Below are 24780 nucleotides of genomic sequence, written 5' to 3'. Positions count from 1 at the left end.
CGGCAGGAATCGATCGTGAAGGGGCGGCCGCGATGAAAGTTGTGATCTGCGGAGCGGGACAGGTCGGCTACGGCATTGCCGAGCGGCTCGCCTCGGAGCGGAACGACGTTTCCGTCATCGACACATCGCATGCGCTGGTCCAGGCGATCCGCGACAATCTCGATGCGCGCGGCTTCGTCGGACACGGGTCGCAGCCGGATGTCCTGGCGGAGGCAGGTGCTGAACAGGCCGACATGATCATCGCCGTGACGCTTCATGACGAGGTCAACATGGTGGCCTGCCAGGTGGCGCATTCGCTGTTCAACGTGCCCACCAAGATCGCCCGCGTTCGAGCGCAGAGCTATCTGCGTTCGCACTGGCAGGATCTGTTCTCGACGGACAACATGCCGATCGACGTGATCATTTCGCCCGAGATCGAGGTCGGCGAGATGGTCCTGCGCCGGATCGCGCTTCCGGGCGCGATGGACGCGGTGCGCTTTGCCGACGACACGATCGCCATGGTGGCGATCGAATGCCGCGAGGACTGCCCGGTCGTCAACACGCCGCTTGACCAGCTGACGGATCTCTTCCCCGACCTCAACGCCACGGTCGTCGGCATCATGCGCGGGGAACGGCTTTTCATTCCGACGTCTGCCGACCACATGGTTCCGGGAGACGTCGCCTATGTGGTCGCCGAGCGCAGTCATGTGAAACGGGCGCTCGTCCTGTTCGGCCACGAGGAGCCGGAGGCCGGGCGCATCGTCATCGTGGGTGGTGGCAATATCGGCTATTATGTCGCCAGCCAGATCGAGCGACGGAATTTCGGCACCAAGATCCGCGTCATCGAAGCGAACCACGATCGCGCCGTGACGATCGCCGACGGCCTGAAGCGTACGATCGTCCTGCATGGCAGTGGTCTCGACCAGTCGATCCTGCGTGAAGCGGATATCGGCGACAGCGATCTTCTGGTCGCGCTCACCAATGACGACAAGGTCAATGTCCTGTCGAGCGTCATGGCGAAGCGCCTCGGCTGCCAGGGCAATCTCGTGCTCCTCAACAACGCCGACTATCAGGGCTTCACCCGGATGCTTGGCATCGACGCCTTCATCAATCCGCGTTCAGTCACGATCTCCCGCGTGCTGCAGCACGTACGCCGAGGCCGCATTCGCGCCGTACACTCGATCCAGAACGGCATCGCAGAAGTGATCGAGGCGGAAGCTCTGGAGACGTCGCCGCTCGTGGGCGAGCCGTTACGCGATCTCGATCTGCCGGACAATCTGCGGATCGGCGCGATCTTCCGCGGTAAGACCTACATCAAGCCGACCGGCCAGACCAAGATCCGCGCCAAGGATCGCGTGGTGATCTTCGCCTCGGCGAGTGCCGTCCGCCAGGTCGAGCAGATGTTCCGGGTCAGTCTGGAATTCTTCTGAGTTCTGAAGGCACTCCGGCGTGGTGCATTGCGATATGCCACGTGCTTTTCTTGTCCAGCCATGCGATTGTGGTTGCGACGCGCATGCATGCATTCCAACATGATTCTGGCGCGCAAGCGTTTCGATGCGTCTTGCGCCGACCTCTGAGCGTGATGAAATAGAGGGCGGCGGGAGCGATTGGCTTTCAACCAGGCTGCAGCACAAAGAGACAAAGGATTCCCCTGCATGCCCGAAAGGACACAGCACCTTCAAGATCTGTTTCTGAACACCGTTCGCAAACAGAAAATTCCCCTGACGATCTTTCTCGTCAACGGGGTCAAACTGACCGGGGTCGTCACGTCTTTCGACAATTTTTGTGTGTTGCTGCGCCGTGATGGCCACTCGCAGCTCGTCTACAAGCACGCGATCTCGACCATCATGCCATCTCAGTCCGTCCAGATGTATGACGGGGCCGAGGAGGACAGGAAAGCCTGATTGACCGAATACACCGACAAGCGGCCCAGGGGTCCGATCGACCACGAGCGCGAGCCGACGCGCGCCGGCGTCTTCGTACCCGTCTTCAAGCAGTTGAGCGATGCGGATGCGCGGGCTCAGGCCGGGCTCGAGCCGGCACGGCGCAGCGACGAGGCGCGTCTGGCCGAGGCGACCGGCTTGGCGGCGGCAATCGACCTGCAGATCGTGGCAAGCGGCGTGATCTCCGGTTCCAAGCCGCAGCCGGCGACGCTGATCGGCAGCGGCAAGGTCGAAGAGCTCAAGGGGCTCGTCGCGGCCGAACGGATCGGCCTGATCGTGATCGATCACCCCCTGTCTCCGGTCCAGCAGCGCAATCTCGAAAAAGAGCTGGAGACCAAGGTTCTGGACCGGACGGGCCTGATTCTGGAAATCTTTGGGCGGCGCGCGCGCACCAAGGAAGGCCGGCTCCAGGTCGAACTGGCGCATCTCAACTATCAGCGCGGCCGTCTGGTCCGCTCCTGGACCCACCTAGAACGCCAGCGCGGCGGTGCGGGCTTCATGGGCGGGCCAGGCGAGACGCAGATCGAGGCGGACCGACGCCAGCTTCAGGGCAAGATCAAGCGGCTGGAACGCGAACTCGACCAGGTGAAGCGCACCCGGCAGCTCCACCGCGCCAAACGCCGCAAGGTACCGCATCCGATCGTCGCTCTGGTCGGCTACACGAATGCCGGAAAGTCGACCCTGTTCAACCGCCTGACTGGCGCCGACGTGTTTGCTCGCGATCTTCTGTTCGCGACGCTCGATCCCACACTACGGCGCACGACGTTGCCGCACGGTACGGAAATCCTGTTTTCCGATACGGTGGGCTTTGTCTCGGATCTGCCGACCCATCTGGTGGCCGCCTTCCGCGCGACGCTGGAAGAGGTGATGGAGGCCGATCTGATCCTTCATGTGCGCGATGTGGCAGACCCCGAGACGCTGGCACAGGCCGAGGACGTTCGGGCGATCCTCCGCGATCTCGATGTCGATACCGAAGACACCGAGCATGTCGTCGAGGTCTGGAACAAGGTCGACATGCTGGATGAATCCGCCCGGCTGCGGCTCGATTCGGCGCGCTCGTCGCTGACCGATCCGGACTCCGCCCATATCGTCTCGGCCGTGACCGGCGAGGGGACGGAGGCGCTTCTCGCCGATATCGAGCGCCGCATCGCCGGGCATCTGTGTTCGGCGACACTACTGCTGCAGCCCCGGGCACTGGGATTCCTGCCTTGGGTCTACGACAATGCCACGGTGCTGGAGCGCGAAGACGGCGAGGATGGAGCGGTCTCCCTCACCGTGGAGATGACGGCCCAGGCCAGAGCCGAATTGCGTCGTATGACCCGGTCTGAAGACGATCTCACAATCGCGACGCCGAATTGACGGACTTCGTTCGAGCAGGGCCATGACCCGCGAGTGTTGACTTTGAGCCGTTCGCCGGAGGCTGCTGAGCGCGCTGCGTCGCGACGATGGCATTGGTACCGCGGCCGAATGCTTCCAGTCGCGTGTCGTTCGGCCGCGTCGGTAGCCGGTGTTTTCGCAGCAGCTACGAATCAAAGAGCCGGTCAGGGCACTCAGGCCCGACCGGCTCAAACATCTGTTCTGTTCGTGCTATTCCGGGATCAGGCTGAGCGCCTTACGCCCCGGTCTTGATCAGCATGAACGCCGGAATGTCGTCGCCGAAACCGACCGGTTGCTTGCCATCGTCGTTGCGCGTGCGTTTCGCGGCAGGTGCATTGCGCGAGCGGGCCGGTCGCGCCCGGCTGGATGCGCCGTTGCGGGCATAGGCACCGGCGGCACCGGCATTCGAACGGGGCGACTTTTCCTTGGCGACCGGAAGATCGGACATCTCCTCCACCGGAACGTCGAGTTCGCCGGCTTCCGCGCGCTCCAGGACGTCGTCCTCCTTCACTGCGGCTTCGACCTCGGTCTTATCGTCCTTGGAACGCCGCCGTGGCTTGCTTTCGCTCTTGCGCTTGCCGCCGCGCCCGCTGCCGCGCCGGTTCGACCCGGACTCCGTTTCCTCTTCGACCAGGGCGGATGCGGTCTCGCCCTGCCATTCGATCGAGGTGCCGATCATCTTTTCGATCGCATCGACGTATTTCTGCTCGGACCTCGTTACCAGCGTGAACGCCTTGCCGGAGCGACCGGCGCGTCCGGTCCGCCCGATGCGGTGGACGTAGTCTTCCGCATGGATCGGAACGTCGAAATTGAAGACGTGGCTGACCTTGGGGATGTCCAGCCCGCGCGCGGCGACGTCGGATGCGACCAAGAGCTGAATCTTGTCCTCGCGGAAATTGTGCAGCATCGTCATGCGCGCGCGCTGATCCATGTCGCCATGCAATGCACCCGCTGAAAAGCCGTGCTTTTCCAACGACCGGAACAGGGTCGAGACATCGCGCTTGCGATTGCAGAAGATGATCGCGTTGGTCAGATCGTCCTGCTCGCGAATGATCTTGCGCAGCGTCTCGCGCTTGTCCCATTCGACCTTGGGCGTGGCCACAAGGCGCTGGGTGACGGTGAGGGCAGCGGAGGCCTGCTTGGCCACCTCGACGCGTACGGGGTTCTGCAGGAACTGCTCGGTCAGCCGGGTGATCTCCGGCGGCATCGTCGCCGAGAAGAACAGCGTCTGGCGGGTAAACGGCAGGAGCTTGCAGATCCGCTCGATGTCCGGGATGAAGCCCATGTCGAGCATGCGGTCGGCCTCGTCGATGACGAGAATCTCCACGCCGGTCAGAAGCAGCTTGCCGCGCTCGAAATGGTCGAGCAGCCGACCCGGAGTCGCGATCAGAACGTCGACGCCGCGGTCGATCTTGCGATCCTGCTCCTCGAAGGACATACCGCCGATGAGGAGCGCGACGTTGATTTTCTGGTCCTTCCCGTATTTCGTAAAGGACTCTTCGACCTGCGCCGCCAGTTCGCGCGTCGGCTCGATGATCAGGGTGCGCGGCATGCGGGCCCGAGCGCGACCTTTTTCGAGCATCGTCAGCATCGGCAGCACGAAAGAGGCCGTCTTGCCCGTGCCGGTCTGTGCAATTCCCAGCACGTCGCGCCGTTCCAGCGCATGCGGGATCGCCTGCTCCTGAATCGGAGTGGGTTCATTGTAACCGGCGGACTCGACAGCAGCCAAGACTTTGGTGCTGAGCCCGAGTTCGGAAAAGAGTGTCAAGCTGGCAGTTCTCTACTTTTTCGCAGACAATGGCGCGAAGGCGCCGCTCGAAGCCCGTCTGTCATGGGGCGATAGGGCGACTGGTTTTACGAGTCAACCTTGTGGCGGCATATGGGGAAGGATTTGGCGTTTTTTGAGGGCCAAAATCCCTCGAAATGACAAATCTTGCCCGGCCGGTCCGATTTCCCCGGAATATCCAGAAATTCTCGTCGTATACGGCGCCACGACCGGAAGGACAGCCGGCGAGCCGACCTGCGCGGCAGCGTTCAGTTCGTCGCCGGCCCGAAGATATATGGTTCACCGGGGAGGTAATGCAGTTCGTAGGTCTCGCTGATCTCGCCATCGTAGGGCACGATATCGAAGAAGAGACTCAGACTGTTCGGCTGGGACTCGCTGGGCTCGTCTGCCCGATAGCCGACGATGACGCCATCAACGTTCGCGATCTCGGTGATCTCGGCAGTCGACTTGACCGACAATCCGGAATGACCCGAGGCGTCGAGCTGCTGGATGAAGAAGTGGGTCTTCGCGTTCTCGCCCGCCGGCTGCACCATGATCGTGCGCCAGACGCCGTGCTCGTCACCGCTCGACCAGGGACCGACGATCTGAACGTCCTGAATATGGGGCGAAAGGCCTGCGACGGCCGCGGAAAATTCGCTGAGTGCCTGTGGGGCGGCGGTGTCGCCTTCGGTTGTTTCCTGGGCGAATGCCGACGATGAAAGCAGGGTGGCCGCAACGACACCGGCCAAAGCGGAGCGGGCTGGGCGGATACGTTTGATCACGAGCTGATCTCCTTGGTTTTTCGCTCTGCCGTCGTTCCTCATTCGGCGCAATCACCGTCGGGATCGGCGGCTACAAGCCCCACCAGCAGAATAGATACGGTGCGCGACGGTCAGATGTCGAGATCTTCAGCGAAAGCGGCCCGCTCCTGAATGAAACGGAAGCGCGATTCCGGCTTGTTGCCCATCAAGGCGTCGACCGCCCCGGAGGTGCCCGCTTCGGGGGCTTCATCGACCATGACCCGCAGAAGCGTGCGCTTCTTCGGGTCCATCGTGGTTTCCTTGAGCTGGCCGGGCAGCATCTCGCCGAGGCCCTTGAACCGACCCACCTCGACCTTTCTTCCCTTGAACTCCCGGGAGACGATTTCCTCGCGATGCCGGTCGTCCCGAGCATAGAAGGTCTTGCCGCCACCCGACAGCTTGTAGAGCGGTGGAACGGCCAGATAGAGATGACCGCCCCGGATCAGCTCCGGCATCTCGCGGTAGAAGAAGGTGATGAGCAGAGAGGCGATATGGGCGCCGTCGACATCGGCGTCGGTCATGATGATCACGCGCTCGTAGCGCAGATCCTCGGCCCGATATTTCGAGCGCGTGCCGCATCCGAGCGCCAGGATCAGATCGGCCAACTGCTGATTGGAGCCGAGCTTGTCACGTCCGGCGCTGGCGACGTTCAGGATCTTGCCGCGAAGAGGCAGAATAGCCTGGCGAGTCCGGTCGCGTGCCTGCTTCGCCGAGCCGCCGGCGGAATCGCCCTCGACGATGAAGATCTCGGCGCCGGTCGCACCGTTCTGGGAGCAGTCGGCGAGCTTGCCCGGCAGGCGCAGCTTGCGCGTCGCCGACTTGCGACTGACTTCCTTCTCCTGCCGCCGCCGCAGCCTCTCGTCGGCACGCTCCACCACCCAGTCGATCAGCCGCGCGGCGTCCTGCGGCGAGGAGGCGAGCCAGATGTCGAAGGAGTCGCGCATGGACTGTTCGACGATGCGCTGGGCTTCGGCGGTCGCGAGCCGATCCTTGGTCTGACCGACGAACTCCGGCTCGCGGATGAAGACGGACAGCATGGCGGACGCCGTCTGCATCACGTCGTCGCCGGTGATGATTGCCGCGCGCTTGTTGCCCGAGACTTCCCCGAAGGCCTTCAGCCCGCGCAGGAGTACGGATCGCAGACCAGCCTCGTGGGTGCCGCCCTCCGGGGTTGGAATGGTGTTGCAGTAGGAGCGGACGAAGCCGTCGTCAGCGGTCCAACTGACCGCCCACTCGACAGCGCCGTGACCTGACGTCTTCTCCGTATGGCCGGCGAAAATCTGCGAGGTAACGCGGTGCTCGCTGCCGAGCGTCGTGTCGAGATAATCCTTGAGGCCGCCGGGAAAGTGGAAGGTCTCGCGCTGCGAAACACCGGAATCCGGGTCGATCAGCGACGGATCACAGGACCAGCGGATTTCCACACCGCCGAAAAGATATGCCTTGGAGCGCGCCATCGCCATGAGCCGGGCCGGGCGGAAGCGGGCATTGACCCCGAAGATCTGCGGATCGGGTCGGAACCGCACCCGTGTTCCACGGCGATTGTGGACCTCGCCGACCTCTTCCAGCCCCGTGACGGCGACGCCGCGCTCATAGACCTGACGGTAGAGCTTGCGGTTGCGCGCGACCTCGACTTCGAGCCTCTCGGAGAGCGCGTTCACCACCGAGACGCCCACGCCATGCAAGCCGCCGGACGTTTCGTAGACCTTGGAATCGAACTTGCCGCCGGCATGCAGCGTCGTCATGATCACTTCGAGCGCCGAGCGATCCTTGTATTTGGGATGCGGGTCGATCGGGATGCCGCGGCCATTGTCGGCAACCGACAGGGTTCCGTCGGCCTCCAGCGAGACCTCGATGAAATTGGCGTGGCCCGCCGTCGCCTCGTCCATCGAATTGTCGATGACTTCCGCGAAGAGATGATGGACGGCCTTTTCGTCGGTTCCGCCGATATACATGCCGGGCCGGCGGCGAACCGGCTCGAGCCCTTCGAGGACCTCGATGTCGGCAGCGGTATAGTCGGCGCCCGGGACGAAATTCTGTGCCGGCTTGCGGGTCGGTGCGGGGGCTTTCGGCGCCTTCGGCTGACGCGCGGCGTTGCCCGAGAACAGGTCGTCGCTCATCAGCCTTCAAAACCCTCGTTCGATGGACAGGTAGCATTGTGCGCCGCGATCATGGCCATTTGCTACACTTTCACGAAATGTTCTTCAAGCCGACCGACTTCGCTTCACCACGCGATTAGGGTGGTTTCCGCCGTTTTCCACCAGAACCGCGAAGGCAGCCGTGAAATTTCCGCTTCGAGCGCGCACAGCGGGAGACATGGCGAGACGGAAAAAGCCGACAGCCTTTCCGAAGACCAACCACCTCCGCGAAAGAAAAGGGCGCCCGTTGCCGGACGCCCTCCCATCGTAGCCAATGGCTCTTCTCGGCTCAGACCGAGTAGTACATGTCGAATTCGATCGGATGCGGCGTCATCTCGTAGCGCAGCACCTCGGCCATCTTCAGGTCGATGAAGGCATCGATCTGGTCGTCGTCGAACACGCCGCCGGCCTTGAGGAAGTCGCGATCGGCATCGAGCGACTCCATCGCCTCACGCAGCGAGCGGCAGACGGTCGGGATCTCCTTCAGCTCTTCCGGCGGCAGATCGTAGAGATCCTTGTCCATGGCAGCGCCCGGATGGATCTTGTTCTTGATGCCGTCCAGGCCAGCCATGAGAAGCGCGGCGAAGGCGAGATAGGGGTTCGCCGTCGGATCCGGGAAGCGAACCTCGACGCGCTTCGACTTCGGCGACTGGCCGAATGGGATGCGGCAGGAGGCCGAGCGGTTGCGCGCCGAATAGGCGAGTAGCACCGGCGCCTCGAAGCCGGGGACCAGACGCTTGTAGGAATTGGTCGACGGGTTGGTGAAGGCGTTGAGCGCCTTGGCGTGCTTGATGATGCCGCCGATGTAGTGGAGGCAGGTCTCCGACAGACCGGCATATTCATTGCCAGCGAAGGCCGGCTTGTCGCCCTTCCAGATCGACTGGTGGACGTGCATGCCCGAACCGTTGTCGCCATAGACCGGCTTAGGCATGAAGGTCGCCGTCTTGCCGTAAGCGTTTGCGACCTGATGGATCACGTACTTGTAGATCTGCAGCTTGTCGGCATTGCGCGTCAGCGTGTCGAACTTGATGCCGAGCTCGTGCTGGGCCGCGGCCACCTCGTGGTGGTGCTTCTCGACCGCGACGCCCATCTCGGCCATGACCGTGAGCATCTCGGAGCGCATGTCCTGGCAGGAATCGACCGGCGGGACCGGGAAGTAGCCGCCCTTGGTGCGAGGCCGGTGGCCGAGATTGCCGGTCTCGTATTCGGTGTCGTCGTTCGACGGCAGCTCGGTCGAATCGAGCTTGAAACCGGTATTGTAAGGATCGGCCTTGTAGCGGACGTCGTCGAACACGAAGAACTCGGCTTCCGGGCCGAAGAAGCAGGTATCGCCGATTCCCGACTGGGAGAGATAGGCTTCCGCCTTGCGCGCCGTGGAGCGCGGGTCGCGATTGTAGCCTTCACCCGAGATCGGATCGAGAATGTCGCAGACGATCGCCATCGTCGACTGGGCGAAGAAGGGGTCCATATAGGCGGTTTCGGGGTCGGGCATCAGAACCATGTCGGATTCGTTGATCGCCTTCCAGCCGGCGATCGACGAGCCGTCGAACATCGAGCCTTCCGAAAACATGTCCTCGTCGACGATGGACGCATCCATCGTGACGTGCTGCATCTTGCCCTTCGGATCGGTGAAGCGGAGATCAACGAACTTCACATCGTTGTCCTTGATCTGCTTCAGAATCTCGTTGGCAGTCGTCATGGCCTTCCTTCCTAGGTTCAGGTCGTTCGCGTTCTGTTGATTTTTCGGTTTGCCGGAGGATTGAGGTGTCAGATGGCGTCGGTGCCGGCTTCGCCGGTGCGGATACGGATCGCTTCCTCGATCGGGGACACGAAGATCTTGCCGTCGCCGATCCGGCCCGTCTGCGCGGCCTTTCGGATCGCTTCCACGGCCGATTCGACGACTTCGTCGGCAAGGACCACTTCGACCTTCACCTTGGGAAGAAAATCGACGACGTATTCGGCTCCGCGATAAAGTTCCGTGTGGCCCTTCTGGCGACCGAAACCCTTCGCCTCCGTTACGGTGATGCCCTGAAGCCCGACTTCCTGAAGCGCTTCCTTCACCTCATCCAGCTTGAACGGCTTGATGATCGCCTCGACCTTTTTCATCGAATGCCCTTTTTTGAATTCAGTCCCCAGGGACGAGCCATCGACCCCTCGGCGCCGATGAAGCACGTGTCGTGCCAACATTCCGCGCAGACCGAGGCCCAATCGAAATAGCTTGTTTCCGGTCGCAGGCAATGGAAGCCGGCACCGAAACATGCCCTGGAACAACAATTTTCACTCGCCACTTCGGCCCTATCATTCTCGCATGCATCCCGGAAGCCTCCGGGGTGCTCGAACATCTGCACAAACATCAATCTGATTGAGTGAAATTTAGGCATCTATGGTGGTCAAAACGGACGCAACCGGCGTTGCACTTCTGACGCCGCAGGAGATGGCGCAGGCGGATCAGGCAACCATTGCGGCGGGCACCGAGGGAATCGTCCTGATGGAAAGGGCCGCCAGTGCCGTTGCGGAAAAGGCGCTCACGCATTGGCCATTTGCGAAGCGGATCGCACTCCTCGCCGGCCCGGGCAACAATGGCGGCGACGCGTTCGCGGCAGCCTCGATCCTGGCAAGGAACGATCGCGAAGTCGTGGTCTATCACCTTTCCCCCATCGAAAAGCTCTCCGGCGATGCGGCGAAGGCGGCAGGGGCCTATCATGGGCGAACGGAACCGCTCGAAGCGTTTTCTCCGGCCGACCACGACCTCGTCGTTGACGGCCTCTTCGGCGCCGGGCTTGGGCGACCGCTGGAAGGAGGGGTCGCAGACACTGTCGACAAGCTGAATGCAAGCGCGACGCCGGTCCTGGCGATCGATCTGCCATCCGGGATCGCGGGGGCAACGGGTCGCATGATGGGTACGGCGATCACAGCCAACGCTACCGTCACCTTCTTCCGGCGCAAGCCCGGCCATCTGCTCGAACCCGGCCGATCCCATTGCGGAGAGGTCACGGTCACGGATATCGGCATTGCGGCCGATGTCCTGGCCGCGATCGAGCCGGCTAATTTCGCCAACGAGCCGCTGCTCTGGCTTGAACGTCTGAGTTTTCCGACCGACGCTGGGCACAAATACGATCGCGGTCATGCGGTGGTCTTTTCCGGATCGGCCTCCAAGACAGGCGCGGCCCGGATGGCGGCTATGGCGGCTCTGCGCGGCGGGGCGGGCCTCGTCACAATCTTTTCGCCAGCGAGCGCGGTTCTGGTGAATGCCGCGCATCTGACGGCGGTTATGCTCAGGGCATGTGACAGCGCGGAGGATCTCGGCCAGTGTCTGGAGGATAAACGTTTCAACGCCTTCGTTCTGGGGCCAGGCTTCGGGGTCGGCGAGGGGGCAAGGCGCACCGTCGAAGCCGTACTCGCGGCGGATCGGCGTCTCGTGCTGGATGCGGACGGCATCACCTCTTTTGCGGAGGACCCGGACGCCCTCTTTGCCCTTGCTTCTGACGGTGCTGTCGACGACGCGAAGCTCGTGCTGACGCCCCACGAGGGCGAATTCAAGCGGCTCTTTCCCGATCTCACTGCGAATGACGAGTTGTGCAAGCTCGACCGGGCCCGACAGGCGGCCGCAAGGGCGCGGGCTATCGTCGTGCTGAAGGGGCGAGACACGGTCATCGCGGCGCCGGACGGGCGGGCGGCGATCAATGCCACAGGCACGCCGTGGCTCGCCACGGCCGGGACGGGCGACGTGCTCACCGGCCTCATCGCGGCGCAACTGGCGCAGGGAACGCCCAGCTTCGAGGCGGCCTGCGCCGGCGTCTGGATGCACGGCAAGGCCGCCGAAGCGTTCGGGCCGGGGCTCATCGCGGAGGATTTGCCGAGCATGCTGCCGCGCGTTCACGCCGAGATTGCATCGTTACGGCTGGCATTAAGACGAAGACCGTGCAGTGGATCGGCATTCAGTCCGAGTGCAGCCGCTCCTGCAGCGCCATCGCCCCGTGCGGCGCGCGTGGTTTTCCCGAGCGGATGAAATAGGCGAAGACGTCGCGCGGCTCGGACTTGGCACTCGAATCGGGATCGGCCTTGGTCAGGTCGGAGGGCTCGTCGCCATCGGCGTATTGCTTGAGCCGCGTGGCCCAGCGATCGAGATCATATGGCTCGTAGCACGTGTCGATATCCTCGCTGCCGCGCTGAAGCCGCAGATAGACGAAATCGGACGTCACGTCCGCGATCTGCGGATAATCCTCGCTGTCGGCGCAGACGATCGCGACTCCCGCCTCGCGGCACAGGGCGACGGCCTCGGGGCAGGCGAAACTCTCATGCCGCGGCTCGACGACATGGCGGAGCGGATATCCGCCGGCCTTTGTCGGCAGGAGCTTCAGGAAGGCGCCGAAATCATCCGGCTCGAAACGCTTCGTCGCCGCGAACTGCCACAGGATCGGCCCCAGCTTGTCGCCGAGCTCGACAATGCCGGACTCGGCAAAACGGGCGATCGACTCGCCACCTTCGGCCAGCACCCTGCGGTTCACCGCATAGCGCGGCGCCTTGAGCGAGAATACGAAGCCCTCCGGTGCCTCGCTCGCCCATTTGGCGAAGGTCTCTGGCTTTTGCGAGCGATAGAAGGTGCCGTTGACCTCGATCGTCTGCAGCTTCGAGGCGGCATATTCGAGCTGCCGCTTCTTCGGCAGGTCGGATGGGTAGAAGGTCTTTTCCCAAGGTTCGAAATTCCAGCCGCCGATGCCGGTGCGGATGATGCCGCTCATGTCTACTCCGCCGCCTCTCTCTTCACCCGCGGCCGCCGCTCCAGAAGCTCTTTCAGGAACTGCCCCGTATACGATCGATCGACCTTGATCACGTCCTCTGGCGTGCCGGCGGCCACGATCTCGCCGCCGCCATCGCCGCCTTCCGGACCGATGTCGATCAGCCAGTCGGCGGTCTTGATGACCTCCAGATTGTGCTCGATCACCACCACCGAATTGCCGCGATCGACCAGATCATGGAGCACGTCCAGGAGCTTGGCGACATCGTGGAAATGCAGGCCCGTGGTCGGCTCGTCGAGAATGTAGAGCGTCTTGCCGGTGGCGCGACGCGACAGCTCTTTGGCGAGCTTCACGCGCTGCGCCTCGCCGCCCGACAGCGTCGTCGCCTGCTGGCCGATCTTGATGTAGCCGAGGCCGACCTCGTTGAGCGTGACGAGCTTGTCGCGCACGGCCGGGACGGCGGCGAAGAAGTCGACGCCTTCCTCGACGGTCATGTCGAGCACGTCGGCGATCGACTTTTCCTTGAAGGTGACTTCCAGCGTCTCGCGATTGTAGCGCTTGCCCTTGCAGACGTCGCAGGTGACGTAGACGTCCGGTAGGAAGTGCATCTCAATCTTGATGACGCCGTCGCCCTGGCAGGCCTCGCAGCGTCCGCCCTTGACGTTGAAGGAAAAACGGCCGGGCTGGTAGCCGCGCGCCTTGGCTTCGGGAAGCGCGGAGAACCAGTCGCGGATCGGGGTGAAGGCACCGGTATAGGTGGCCGGGTTCGAGCGCGGCGTGCGGCCGATGGGCGACTGGTCGATGTCGATGACCTTGTCGAGAAGCTCCAGGCCTTCGACGCGGTCGTGCTCGGCGGGAATGTCGCGGCCATTGGCGATCCGGCGCGAGGCCGCCTTGAACAGCGTCTCGATGAGGAATGTGGACTTGCCGCCTCCCGACACGCCGGTGACGCAGGAGAAGACGCCAAGCGGGATTTCGGCGGTCACGTCCTTCAAATTGTTGCCGCGCGCACCGACAACCTTCAGCCGCTTGTTTTTGGGCGTGCTCCGCCGCTTCTCGGGAACCGGCACGCCGAGATCGCCGGAGAGATAGCGGCCGGTGAGCGACTTCGGATTGGCCATGATCTCGCTCGGCGTTCCGGACGCGATCACCTGGCCGCCATGGATGCCAGCCGCCGGCCCTATGTCCACCACATGGTCGGCGGTCAGGATCGCATCCTCGTCATGCTCGACGACGATCACCGTGTTGCCGATGTCGCGCAGATGCTTGAGCGTGTCGAGCAGCCGGGCGTTGTCGCGCTGGTGCAGGCCGATGGACGGCTCGTCCAGAACGTAAAGCACGCCGGTGAGACCCGAGCCAATCTGCGAGGCGAGGCGAATACGCTGGCTTTCGCCGCCGGAGAGCGTGCCGGACGAGCGGGAGAGCGTGAGATAATCGAGCCCGACATCATTCAGGAATTTCAGCCGCTCGCGGATTTCCTTCAGGATGCGGACGGCGATCTCGTTCTGCTTGTCCGAAAGCTGGTCGGGCAGGTCGGCGAACCAGTCTGCCGCGTGGCGGATCGAAAGCTGGGTGACTTCGCCGATATGCCGTCCGGCGATCTTGACCGCCAGTGCCTCCGGCTTCAGCCGGTGGCCGTTGCAGGCCGGGCAGGGCGTCGCCGACATGAAGCGCTCGATCTCCTCGCGCATGAAGGCCGACTCGGTCTCCTTCCAGCGGCGCGAGAGATTGGGCACCACGCCCTCGAAGGTCTTGGTCGTCGTGTAGGCACGCAGGCCGTCCTTGTAGCGGAACTCGATCTTCTGCTTGCCGGTGCCGTTGAGGATCGCGCTCTTCGCCTCGTCCGAAAGATCGACCCAGCGGTCGGTCTGCTTGAAGCCGAACGCCTTGCCCAACGCGTCGAGGGTCTGGCCGTAATAGGGCGAGGTGGACTTGGCCCAGGGTGCGATGGCGCCCGCTTTCAGCGTCATCCCTTCGTTGGGCACGACGAGTTTGGGATCGACTGCGCGCTCCGAGCCGAGCCCGTCGCAACGGGGGCAGGCGCCGAACGGGTTGTTGAAGGAAAACAGCCGCGGCTCGATTTCCGGGATGGTGAAGCCGGAGACCGGACAGGCGAATTTTTCCGAAAAGACGAGCTGACGGGGCTTGCCGTTCTCGTCGCGCTCGTCGGCAAATTCCGCGTGGGCGATGCCATCCGACAGGCCGAGCGCCGTTTCGAGGGAGTCGGCGAGCCGCGATGCGATGTCGTCGCGCACGACGATCCGGTCCACGACCACGTCGATGTCGTGCTTGTATTTCTTGTCGAGGGCCGGCGCATCGGCGATGTCATAGAACTCGCCGTCGATGCGCACGCGCTGGAAGCCTTTCTTCTGAAGCTCCGCCAGCTCCTTCCTGTACTCGCCCTTGCGGCCGCGGATCATCGGCGCCAGCAGATAGAGCCGCGTGCCTTCGTCGAGCGCCATCACCCGGTCGACCATCTGGCTGACGGTCTGGCTCTCGATCGGAAGCCCCGTGGCCGGCGAATAGGGAATGCCGACCCGGGCAAAGAGAAGCCGCAGATAGTCGTAGATTTCGGTGACCGTGCCGACGGTCGAGCGCGGATTCTTCGACGTCGTCTTCTGTTCGATGGAAATCGCCGGCGACAGCCCCTCGATCTGGTCGACGTCCGGCTTCTGCATCATCTCCAGAAACTGCCGGGCATAGGCCGACAGGCTTTCGACATAGCGGCGCTGGCCTTCGGCGTAGATCGTATCGAAGGCGAGAGACGATTTTCCGGAGCCCGAAAGCCCGGTCATGACGATCAGCGAGTCCCGCGGCAGGTCGAGATCGACACCTTTCAGATTGTGTTCTCTCGCACCGCGGATGGAGATCGTCTTCAATTCGGCCATGGAGGGTCGCCGGTCCGTCGTTCGTGTTTTGTCTCTAGAGCAGCGCCCTACTTAAGACTCGCGAGGCAGGACTCCAAGCCGTCCCGGCACCGCTGTGGACGACTCTGCCGATCAACTTTTCACGGCGTCGGTCGCGTAACGTTTCCAGCCGGCCAGACGAAACCGTCGCGACCCCGTTGCGCTGCGGCATGACGGCGCATGGCGATCGCCGAGCCCGTCTCTTTAAGCCATCGCTTCGCGTCTGGGCGTTCCTCTGATAGAGGCATCACCGCCGCAAAGAAACGGATCCAGCGACCGACGGCATTGTCGTCAAAATGCGCCGGCAAGGGATCCCGCGGTGGCGACAAATGTCGGGCATGAATCGAAGGCGGGCTCGTGATCGCAGATCTATCCTATCCGACGGCAATCCTGGCGGGGGCTCTTTCGTTCCTGTCTCCCTGCGTGCTGCCTCTGGTGCCGCCCTATCTCTGCTACATGGCCGGCGTCTCGGCGGACGATCTTCGCAACGGTCCGGCAGTGGCGTCGGCGGGATACGCTCGGCTGCTCGGTTCCTCGGTGATCTTCGTCCTGGGATTTTCCACGGTTTTCGTGGCGCTCGGCGCCGGCGCCAGCACGATCGGGCAGCTTCTGCGCCAGAATCTCGACTGGCTCGGCATCGTCGCCGGTATCGCCATCATCGTCATGGGGCTGAATTTCCTCGGCCTGTTCCGCCTGTCCTTTCTCGCCCGCGAGGCGCGACTGCAGGCGCCCGACCGTCCGAAGAGCCTGATCGGCGCCTATCTGATGGGGCTGGCCTTCGCCTTCGGCTGGACACCCTGTATCGGCCCGGTGCTAGGCGCGATCCTGGGCCTGGCCGGTGCCAGGGGTACGGTGGGCGAGGGCGCGGTGATGCTCGGTTTCTATTCGGCCGGGCTTGGCATTCCCTTCATCCTGGCGGCGGCCTTTTCCGGTGCCTTCTTCCGCTGGATGTCGAGCTTCCGTCGTCATCTCGACGCCGTCGAAAAGGCCATGGGCGGTCTTCTGGTCGTCACCGGAGTCCTGTTCCTCACCGGCGGCATGCAGAGCATGTCGTTCTGGCTGCTCGAAACGTTCCCGGCACTTCAGACCATCGGCTGACGCGCCCGCAGCCTCGTCTCGCGTGCTGCGCGTCTTTCATGCTAAGCGGCGGCGAAGACTTCTTTGACACGCTGAGAGGCATTTCATGGCAAGACGCTGCCTGTCGATCATCCTTGCCGCGGGCGAGGGGACGCGGATGAAATCCGCCCGCTCGAAAGTGCTGCATGAAGTGGCGGGGCTTTCGATGGTGCGCCATGTGGTCGCCGCGGCAGTTTCGGCAGGAAGCGAGCGGATCGCCGTCGTCTCGGGCCGGGACAGCGAGACTGTCGTCGAGGCGGTGCGGCGCGATCGCGACGATGCCGAACATATCGTGCAGGAGGAACGGCTCGGCACCGGCCACGCCGTGCTTGCTGCTCGGTCCGCAATTGAAGTGGGCGCAGACGACATTCTGGTCCTTTTTGCCGACACGCCCCTGATCCGGCCGGAAACGCTTGCGCGGGCCCGCGCCACGCTGATCGCCGGCGCACAAGTCTGCGTCATCGGCTTCCGGCCCGAGAACCCGACCGGTTATGGCCGTCTCATCGAATCGAGCGGCGAGTTGATGGCCATCCGGGAGGAAAAAGACGCCAGCGAAGCCGAACGCGCCATCACCCTTTGCAATGCCGGCGTGATGGCGTTTTCCGGAGACCGGGCGCTCGATATCCTCGATGCGATCGAAAACGACAATGCCAAGGGAGAATACTACCTGACCGATGCGGTGGAAATCGCACGGCAGAAGGGCCTGAGCGTCCGTGCCATCGAGGCCGAGGCCTGGGAGGTCGCCGGCGTCAACACCCGCGCCGAGCTCGCCGGCGTCGAGGCCACCTGGCAGGCGATGCGGCGCGAGCGCGCCATGCTGGAAGAGGGCGTCACCCTGATCGATCCGGCCAGCGTGACGTTCGCCCATGACACGGCGCTTGGCCGCGACGTGACCATCGAACCGAACGTCGTGTTCGGTCCCGGCGTGAATGTGGGTGAGGGTGCGGTGATCCATGCCTTCTCGCACATCGCCGGCGCGACGATCGCGGCAGGCGTGTCGGTCGGACCGTTTGCGCGACTGCGCGAGGGCACCGACCTCAAGGCCGGCGCCAAGGTCGGCAATTTCTGCGAGATCAAGAATGCGGTGCTCGGCGAAGGCGCCAAGCTCAACCATTTGTCCTATATCGGCGACGCTGAGATCGGCGCCAAGACCAATATCGGCGCCGGCACGATCACCTGCAATTACGACAGCGCGCTCAAGCATCGCACCGTGATCGGCGCCGATGCCTTCATCGGCTCGGACACCTCGCTTGTGGCACCGGTCCGCGTCGGCGATGGCGCCTATGTCGGGACGGGAAGCGTCATCACCGACGACGTGCCCGACGGGGCGCTGGCAATTGCACGGGAGCGGCAGGTGAACAAGGAAGGCCGCGGTCTGGCAATTGCCGAGCGCAACCGGGCGGCCAAGGCCGCCAAGGCTGCGAAGTCGGAAGAAACCTCGTAATCGGCCGTCACCAATCGTTATCCCCGAAGGCTTACGCTTTCGGTTACATCCAGGCCCGTCGGACGGGATTTGACACCCGGCCTTGAACATTGACGTCGCGGCCGATTAGAGCGGCCGCCGGAGAGCGGGGATCGAGACATGTGCGGAATCGTTGGGATCATCAGCCGCGAGCCGGTCGCCGACCGTCTGGTCGACGCGCTGAAGCGCCTGGAATATCGCGGCTACGACTCCGCCGGCGTGGCAACGCTGGAGAACGGCAAACTCACCCGCCGTCGCGCCGAAGGCAAGCTCGCCAATCTGACCCGGCTCGTCGAAGACAAGCCCCTGGACGGCACGATCGGCATCGGTCACACGCGCTGGGCGACCCACGGTGTGCCGAGCGTCGAGAATGCGCATCCACACGCGACCCGTCGGCTGGCGCTCGTCCATAACGGCATCATCGAGAACTACCGCGATCTTCGCGCCGAACTCGAGGCGGAAGGCGTTACCTTCGAAAGCCAGACGGACACCGAGACCGTCGCCCATCTGGTCACTCGCGAACTCGACAAGGGAGCGGCGCCGAAGGAAGCCGTTCAGGTGTCGCTGGCGCGGCTGGAAGGCGCGTTCTCGCTGGCCTTCCTGTTCGATGGCGAGGAAGACCTCCTTATCGGCGCACGACGTGGCAGTCCGCTCGCCGTCGGCGAAGGCGATGGCGAGATGTTCCTCGGTTCCGACGGCATCGCGCTGTCCCCCTTCACTGATACGATCCGCTACCTGGAGGAGGGCGATATCGCCGTTCTCGAACACGGCCGGATCACGATTTTCGACGAGACCGGTGCCGAGGTGACGCGTGCGGTGAAGCGCGCCTCCGGCAAGACCTTCTACGTGGACAAGGGCAATTATCGCCACTTCATGCAGAAGGAGATCTACGAGCAGCCGGAAGTGCTCTCACACACGCTCTCCTCCTTCGTGGACATGACCACCGGCGCATCACGCCTGCCGGCGGGCCAGGCGATCGACTTCTCCAAGGTCCGGCGCATCGCGCTTTCCGCCTGCGGAACCGGCTTCTACGCCGCCCTCGTCGGCCGGTATTTCTTCGAACGCTTCGCCCGCATCCCCTGCGATCTCGATGTCGCATCCGAATTCCGCTATCGCGAGAGCCCGCTTTCCGACGTCGATCTGGCGCTGTTCATCTCCCAGTCCGGTGAGACCGCCGATACTCTGGCCTCGCTGCGCTACGCCAAGAGCGAGGGGCTGACGACGGCGGCGATCGTCAATGTGGCGGAATCGACCATCGCCCGCGAGGCGGATGTGGTCTGGCCGACGCTGGCCGGGCCGGAGATCGGTGTCGCCTCGACGAAGGCCTTCACTTGCCAGCTCATGGCGCTGGCGGCCCTGGCGATCCGCGCGGGTGTCGATCGCGGGGTGATATCGCCCGAGCGGGAACTGGAGTTCACCCGCGTTCTCGCTGAAGCGCCGCGTCTCGCCAATGAGGCGATCCGGCTGGAGCCGCGCGTCGAGGCGCTGGCCCGCAAGATGGCGACGCGCCGGCACGCGCTGTTCCTCGGGCGCGGCTTCTCCTATCCTCTGGCGCTCGAGGGCGCCCTGAAACTCAAGGAAATCAGCTATATCCACGCGGAAGGTTATGCGGCGGGTGAGCTCAAGCACGGGCCGATCGCCCTGATCGACGACACCATGCCGGTGGTCGTCGTGGCCCCCCATGACCGCTCCTTCGACAAGACCGCCTCGAATGTCCAGGAAGTCGCCGCGCGCGGGGGCGAGATCGTGCTCTTCACCGACGTGAAGGGCGCCGCGAGCGGGATCGTCGACATGGCCGAGATCGTCGCCCTGCCGGAAATGCCCGAAATCCTGACGCCGATCGTCTACGCCATCCCGCTGCAGCTCCTCGCCTACCACACGGCAATCCAGATGGGCACCGATGTCGACCAGCCGCGCAATCTCGCAAAGTCGGTGACGGTCGAATAACCGTCATCGATCCTGAGCATGCTGCATCTGCGAAAGACGCCTTGCATTCGCCATGACAGGGAACGATGCTTGGCGTCGCGGATTCCTGGAGCGCCGCGCGTCCAATTGGACGCGCAAAGGACGCTCTAACTCATTGAATCTACGCAGTGCAGAGCGTTGAGGCGGCTTCGGCCGAGGGGTGATCACCGAACATGATGCGGCTTCGAAACTACTTTCTGACGGGTTTCGTGCTCTGCGCCCCACTGGCGATCACGGTCTGGCTGACCTGGTCGTTCATGCAGTGGGTCGACGGCTGGGTGAAGCCCTATATCCCGGCGCAATATCTGCCGGATTCCTATCTGCCGTTCGCGATTCCGGGATTCGGCCTGCTGGTCGCGCTGTTCCTGATCACCATGGTCGGCTTTCTCGCCGCCAACATCATCGGCCGGACAGTCGTCGGCTGGGGCGAGCACGCCTTGAGCCGCACCCCGCTGGTGCGCACGGTCTACATGGCCCTGAAGCAGATCTTCGAGACGGTACTCGCCGACCGTTCGACCTCCTTCAAGACCGCAGCCCTGATGGAATATCCGCGCAAGGGCGTCTGGTGCGTGGTGCTGGTGGCTACCACCGCCCGCGGGGAAGTCGCGACGCTTCTGGCCGACCAGGGTGAAGAGATGACGGCGGTGTTCCTGCCGCCGACGCCCAACCCGACGTCCGGCTTCCTGCTCTACGTGCCGCGCAAGGATCTGCGCATTCTCAGCATGAGCATCGAGAACGCCCTGAAGCTGGTCGTCTCCTCCGGTCTCGTCTCGCCGGACGATGCGGGCGCCAAGGTCTCTTTGGGCGAAGCTTCGCGCATCGTCGATCGGGAGACGCGTCAGCCCCAGCATACAGAGGCGGCGGAGTAGGGCTTTTTTTCAAAGACGTTCTGTCAAGCGGATGTCGCGAGCGGCGAGCCGAAGATCGACCAGCCCATGCGGGCGGTGAGCTGTTCCAGCGCCAGACGGCCGAGATGGGAATTGCCCCAGCGGTCGAGGCCGGGCGACCAGACCGCGATCGAGGCCTTGCCGGGGACGGTCGCCAGAATGCCGCCGCCGACGCCGCTCTTGCCCGGTAGCCCGACCCGATAGGCGAATTCGCCGGACCCGTCATAATGGCCGCAGGTCAGCATGATGGCGTTGAGCCGCCGCGCCCGCTCGGCCGTCACCACCGAAAAACCGGTCGTGGGATTGCGCCCGAGATGAGCGAGAAACGATCCGGCCTTGGCGAGCTGCCGACAGGTCATGGCGATGGCGCAATGGTGGAAATAGGTGCCGAGGACGTATTCCACCGGATTGTCGATGACCCCAAAGCCCTTCATGAAATTGGCGAGCGCCCGGTTGTTGTAGCCCGTCCGCTCCTCCGAGGCCGCAACTCCCTGGTCGATGAAGACCGAGTCGTCGTCGGCCAGAAACTGCAGGAAGCGCAGGATCTCGCCGAGCGTATCGCGCGGCTGATGGCCGTTGAGGATCAGGTCGGTGATCGCGATCGCCCCGGCATTGATGAAGGGATTGCGGGGGATTCCCCGCTCGTGTTCCAGCTGAACGATCGAGTTGAACGGGCTGCCCGAAGGCTCGCGCCCGACCCGGTTCCACACCCGGTCGCCGGCCAGACCGAGCGCCAGGGTCAGGGTGAAGACCTTGGAAATACTCTGGATCGAGAAGAAGGTTTCGGTATCGCCACCCTCGACCAGCGTCCCATCACGCAGCGCCACCGCGATGGCGAACTGGTTCGGATCGACCCGGCCCAACTCCGGAATATAGGTCGCAACCTCGCCCCGATCCGGCCGAGAGCGCATCTCGGCGGCGATCTCGGCAACTACGGTTTGGAGGTCGGGTGAAGGCATGGGCAGGTGTTCCGTTCATTCACGAGGCACAGTCCACATATCCTCGGAGCCCATTGCCGGCCAGCCGATTGACTAGATCGATCGCGGTTTTTTCCGCGGCCGCAGGCCACGCTTCTCAAGCAGGTTAGGCATCACCCCGACCTGAGCAACCGCACCGCCTCATCCTTCCCGAACAAATACAATAGCGCCCGCAGTGCTTCCCCGCGTTCGCCCTTCAATTCCGGGTCCCTCGCCAGCACCAACCGCGCGTCGTCGCGGGCGACTTCCATCAGGTCGGCGTGGTGTTCGGTCCGGGCGATGCGGAAGAAGGGCATGCCGGATTGTTGGGTGCCGAGGAGGTCGCCTTCGCCTCTGAGGCGCAGATCTTCCTCGGCGATGCGGAAGCCGTCTTCGGTCTCGCGCATGATCTTGAGGCGGGCGGCGGCGGTTTCGCCCAAAGGACCGCGATAAAGGAGGACGCAGGCGGATGCCTTGTCACCGCGCCCGACACGGCCGCGGAGCTGGTGAAGCTGGGAGAGGCCGAAGCGTTCGGCGTGTTCTATGACGATGATCGTGGCCTCGGGAACGTCGACGCCGACTTCGATCACCGTCGTCGCCACGACGAGGCGCTTGTCGCCGCGCTTGAAGGCGCCCATCACGGCGTCCTTCTCCTCCCCGTTCATCCGGCCATGGACGACGCCGACGGTCTCGCCGAAGACCTGCGCCATTTGTCGTCCGCGCTCCTCGGCGGCCATCAGGTCGCTCTTTTCCGTCTCCTCCACCAGCGGGCAGACCCAGTAGACCCGGTCGCCGGCCGCAAGCGCGGTGCCGATCCGCTCGACGATCTCCGTCAGCCGCTCGGTCGGCATGGCGACGGTGGTGATCGGCTTGCGGCCCTTGGGCTTTTCGGAAAGTCGGGAGACCTCCATGTCGCCGAAAGCCGAGAGCACCAGCGTGCGCGGGATGGGCGTCGCCGTCATCACCAGGAGATCGGCGCCGCGGCCCTTTCGCGTCAACTGCAGGCGCTGGTGGACGCCGAAGCGGTGCTGCTCGTCGACGATGACGAGGCCGAGATCACGATAGGAGACGTCTTCCTGAAACAGCGCGTGGGTGCCGACGACGATGTCGCTCTCGCCCTCGGCGATTGCGGCCAGCTTCCTCTCGCGCGCCTTCCCATTGTCCCGGCCGGTCAGCAGCGTCATGGTGAGGCCCGCCGCCTCGGCGAGCTTCGAGAGCCCGGCATAGTGTTGACGCGCCAGGATTTCCGTCGGCGCAAGCAGGGCCGATTGGGCGCCCGAGCCTGCCGCCACTGCCATCGCCATCAGCGCGACGATTGTCTTGCCGGCGCCGACGTCGCCCTGAAGCAGCCGCAGCATGCGGTCGGGCGCCGCCATGTCGGTCGCGATCTCGGCGAAGGCCTGTTCCTGGCCGCCCGTCAGCGCGAAGGGCAGGGCGGAGCGCAGCCGGTCCAGCCGGCCGGCTCCGTCGCCCATCGCCCGGCCGGGGATTGCCTTCATGCGCTGGCGCGACAGAGCGAGCGCGAGCTGGCTCGCCAGATATTCGTCATAGGCGATGCGCCGCCAAGACGCGCTTTCCGGGGCAATGTCGATCTGGTCGTCCGGATCGTGCAGGCGCCTCAGGGCATCGGCGAAACTTGGGAAGCTCTGGCGCCGCTTCACCTCGGCGTCGATCCATTCCGGAAAGTCCGGCACCCGCTCCAGCGCCTGACCGATCGCCTTGCGCAGGACCTTGGCCGAAAGCCCCGTGGTCATCGGATAGACCGGCTCGACGAGCGACATAGTCTCGGCTTCGGCAAGCGGCGCCGCGAAATCCGGATGGACCATCGACGGCCGTCCGTTGAACCACTCGACCTTGCCGGAGACGAGCATCGTCTCGCCGAGGGGAAGCAGCTTCTCCATCCAGGCGGCCTGCGCACGGAAATAGGTGAGCGCGATCTCGCCGGTCTCGTCCTGGGCGAAGACGCGGTAGGGGCTCGATCGGTTGGCCCGGCCCGGCGGCTGATGCCGGTCGATCCGGACCGTCAGCGTCACCATCGCGCCTTCCGGTGCGGTCGCGATCTCGGCGCGCTTGCGGCGGTCGATCAACCCGCTCGGCAGGTGGAAAACAAGGTCGCGAATGCGCAGGGTCTCCCCCGGCCGGACCAGTAGCGTCTGCAACAGTCCGGCCACTTTCGGGCCGACGCCGTCAAGGGTCGTGACGGATGCAAAGAGAGGATCGAGAAGGGACGGGCGCATGGCCGACGTTTAGCGGCCATGCCAATGAAGGCAAGCGAGGATTTCTCCGATGTGCTGACAGGGCGGATCGCTCCCTATATGAGGGGCGAGTTCGAAAAGACAGGTTCGACATGACAGGCATGCAGCGCTCATCGAGCGATCTCGATATCCGCCGCCGCAAGGCGCTTTTTCGCTCTTGGCACCGAGGCATCCGGGAGATGGACCTGGTGCTCGGCCAGTTCGCCGATGCGAAGATCGCCGATCTCAGCGAGGCCGAGCTGTCGGACTACGAGCTTTTGATGGAAGCGCCTGATCGCGACATTTTTTCCTGGCTGACGGGCGAGGCGGAAACGCCGGGCAATTTCGACACGCCGGTGTTCCGGCAGATCCGGGAGTTTCACGTCGGTGCGGCGGATGGCGGATTGTCCGTTGAGGCGGAGAGAGCCAAGTGAGCCTGTCCGAGAAGCTGAAGAAGGCACTCGAGAGAGACGGCGCGCTCGACCTTGGCGGTGTCGTGGAAGGCGCCGACGCGTT

Annotated in this window: 18 protein-coding genes; 9 read left to right on the top strand and 9 right to left on the bottom strand. The window is 63.9% G+C overall.

Annotation, left to right across the window (positions count from 1 at the left end; genetic code table 11):
* The first annotated feature begins 32 nt into the window (after positions 1-32).
* From trkA to hflX, 3 genes are all read left to right on the top strand, one after another.
* Positions 33-1409: a Trk system potassium transporter TrkA gene (gene trkA / locus MF134_RS01245; RefSeq protein WP_255337567.1), complete on the top strand. Its 1377-nt coding sequence runs from the start codon at positions 33-35 to the stop codon at positions 1407-1409.
* Positions 1410-1634: 225 nt separating this feature from the next.
* Positions 1635-1883: an RNA chaperone Hfq gene (hfq, locus tag MF134_RS01240; protein ID WP_255338006.1), complete on the top strand. Its 249-nt coding sequence runs from the start codon at positions 1635-1637 to the stop codon at positions 1881-1883.
* A complete protein-coding gene (gene hflX / locus MF134_RS01235; protein ID WP_255337566.1) occupies positions 1884-3281 on the top strand; it encodes a GTPase HflX in 1398 nt (465 codons plus the stop codon).
* Positions 3282-3534: 253 nt separating this feature from the next.
* On the opposite strand, the gene MF134_RS01230 is transcribed toward hflX, so the two are convergent.
* The 5 genes from MF134_RS01230 to MF134_RS01210 form a co-directional block, all read right to left on the bottom strand.
* Complete coding sequence (locus tag MF134_RS01230) at positions 3535-5067, bottom strand: DEAD/DEAH box helicase (protein WP_255337565.1); 1533 nt, start codon at positions 5065-5067, stop codon at positions 3535-3537.
* Between the two features lie 266 nt (positions 5068-5333).
* Positions 5334-5846 (bottom strand): acid shock protein, encoded by a 513-nt coding sequence (locus MF134_RS01225; RefSeq protein WP_255337564.1) that lies wholly within the window; start codon positions 5844-5846, stop codon positions 5334-5336.
* 110 nt (positions 5847-5956) lie between these two features.
* Positions 5957-7981, bottom strand: a complete 2025-nt coding sequence (gene parE, locus MF134_RS01220) for a DNA topoisomerase IV subunit B (protein WP_255337563.1) — start codon at positions 7979-7981, stop codon at positions 5957-5959.
* A gap of 307 nt (positions 7982-8288) precedes the next feature.
* Positions 8289-9698: a type I glutamate--ammonia ligase gene (gene glnA, locus MF134_RS01215; protein ID WP_255337562.1), complete on the bottom strand. Its 1410-nt coding sequence runs from the start codon at positions 9696-9698 to the stop codon at positions 8289-8291.
* Between the two features lie 68 nt (positions 9699-9766).
* On the bottom strand, positions 9767-10105 hold the full coding sequence (locus tag MF134_RS01210) for a P-II family nitrogen regulator (RefSeq protein WP_255337561.1): 339 nt from the start codon (positions 10103-10105) through the stop codon (positions 9767-9769).
* Positions 10106-10382: 277 nt separating this feature from the next.
* Here MF134_RS01210 and MF134_RS01205 point away from each other — a divergent pair, with 277 nt between their 5' ends.
* Positions 10383-12008, top strand: coding sequence for an NAD(P)H-hydrate dehydratase (locus MF134_RS01205; protein ID WP_255337560.1), 1626 nt, complete (start codon positions 10383-10385; stop codon positions 12006-12008).
* On the opposite strand, the gene MF134_RS01200 is transcribed toward MF134_RS01205, so the two are convergent.
* Entirely contained in the window at positions 11938-12741 is an 804-nt protein-coding gene (locus MF134_RS01200) for a DUF72 domain-containing protein (protein ID WP_255337559.1), read from the bottom strand. The genes MF134_RS01205 and MF134_RS01200 overlap by 71 nt on opposite strands.
* A gap of 2 nt (positions 12742-12743) precedes the next feature.
* Positions 12744-15626: an excinuclease ABC subunit UvrA gene (uvrA, locus tag MF134_RS01195; RefSeq protein WP_255337558.1), complete on the bottom strand. Its 2883-nt coding sequence runs from the start codon at positions 15624-15626 to the stop codon at positions 12744-12746.
* A gap of 378 nt (positions 15627-16004) precedes the next feature.
* On the opposite strand from uvrA, the gene MF134_RS01190 reads away from it, so the two are divergent.
* From MF134_RS01190 to MF134_RS01175, 4 genes are all read left to right on the top strand, one after another.
* Positions 16005-16742, top strand: coding sequence for a cytochrome c biogenesis CcdA family protein (locus tag MF134_RS01190; RefSeq protein WP_255338005.1), 738 nt, complete (start codon positions 16005-16007; stop codon positions 16740-16742).
* Between the two features lie 85 nt (positions 16743-16827).
* A complete protein-coding gene (glmU, locus tag MF134_RS01185; RefSeq protein ID WP_255337557.1) occupies positions 16828-18204 on the top strand; it encodes a bifunctional UDP-N-acetylglucosamine diphosphorylase/glucosamine-1-phosphate N-acetyltransferase GlmU in 1377 nt (458 codons plus the stop codon).
* A 138-nt stretch (positions 18205-18342) separates the two neighbouring features.
* A complete protein-coding gene (glmS, locus tag MF134_RS01180) occupies positions 18343-20169 on the top strand; it encodes a glutamine--fructose-6-phosphate transaminase (isomerizing) (protein ID WP_255337556.1) in 1827 nt (608 codons plus the stop codon).
* A 191-nt stretch (positions 20170-20360) separates the two neighbouring features.
* On the top strand, positions 20361-21056 hold the full coding sequence (locus tag MF134_RS01175) for a DUF502 domain-containing protein (protein ID WP_255337555.1): 696 nt from the start codon (positions 20361-20363) through the stop codon (positions 21054-21056).
* 23 nt (positions 21057-21079) lie between these two features.
* Here the strand turns inward: MF134_RS01175 and MF134_RS01170 are convergent, their stop codons facing one another.
* Both MF134_RS01170 and recG read right to left on the bottom strand, forming a co-directional pair.
* Entirely contained in the window at positions 21080-22033 is a 954-nt protein-coding gene (locus tag MF134_RS01170) for a glutaminase (protein ID WP_255337554.1), read from the bottom strand.
* A 131-nt stretch (positions 22034-22164) separates the two neighbouring features.
* Complete coding sequence (gene recG / locus MF134_RS01165) at positions 22165-24267, bottom strand: ATP-dependent DNA helicase RecG (protein ID WP_255337553.1); 2103 nt, start codon at positions 24265-24267, stop codon at positions 22165-22167.
* Between the two features lie 110 nt (positions 24268-24377).
* Between recG and MF134_RS01160 the strand changes: the two genes are divergently transcribed.
* On the top strand, positions 24378-24698 hold the full coding sequence (locus MF134_RS01160) for an FAD assembly factor SdhE (protein WP_255337552.1): 321 nt from the start codon (positions 24378-24380) through the stop codon (positions 24696-24698).
* Positions 24699-24780: the final 82 nt, after the last annotated feature.

The organism is Jiella marina (assembly GCF_024359545.1).
GTDB lineage: Bacteria > Pseudomonadota > Alphaproteobacteria > Rhizobiales > Rhizobiaceae > Jiella.
Note: the sequence above shows the minus strand (reverse complement) of the source record. Positions and strands in the feature narration are given on the sequence as shown.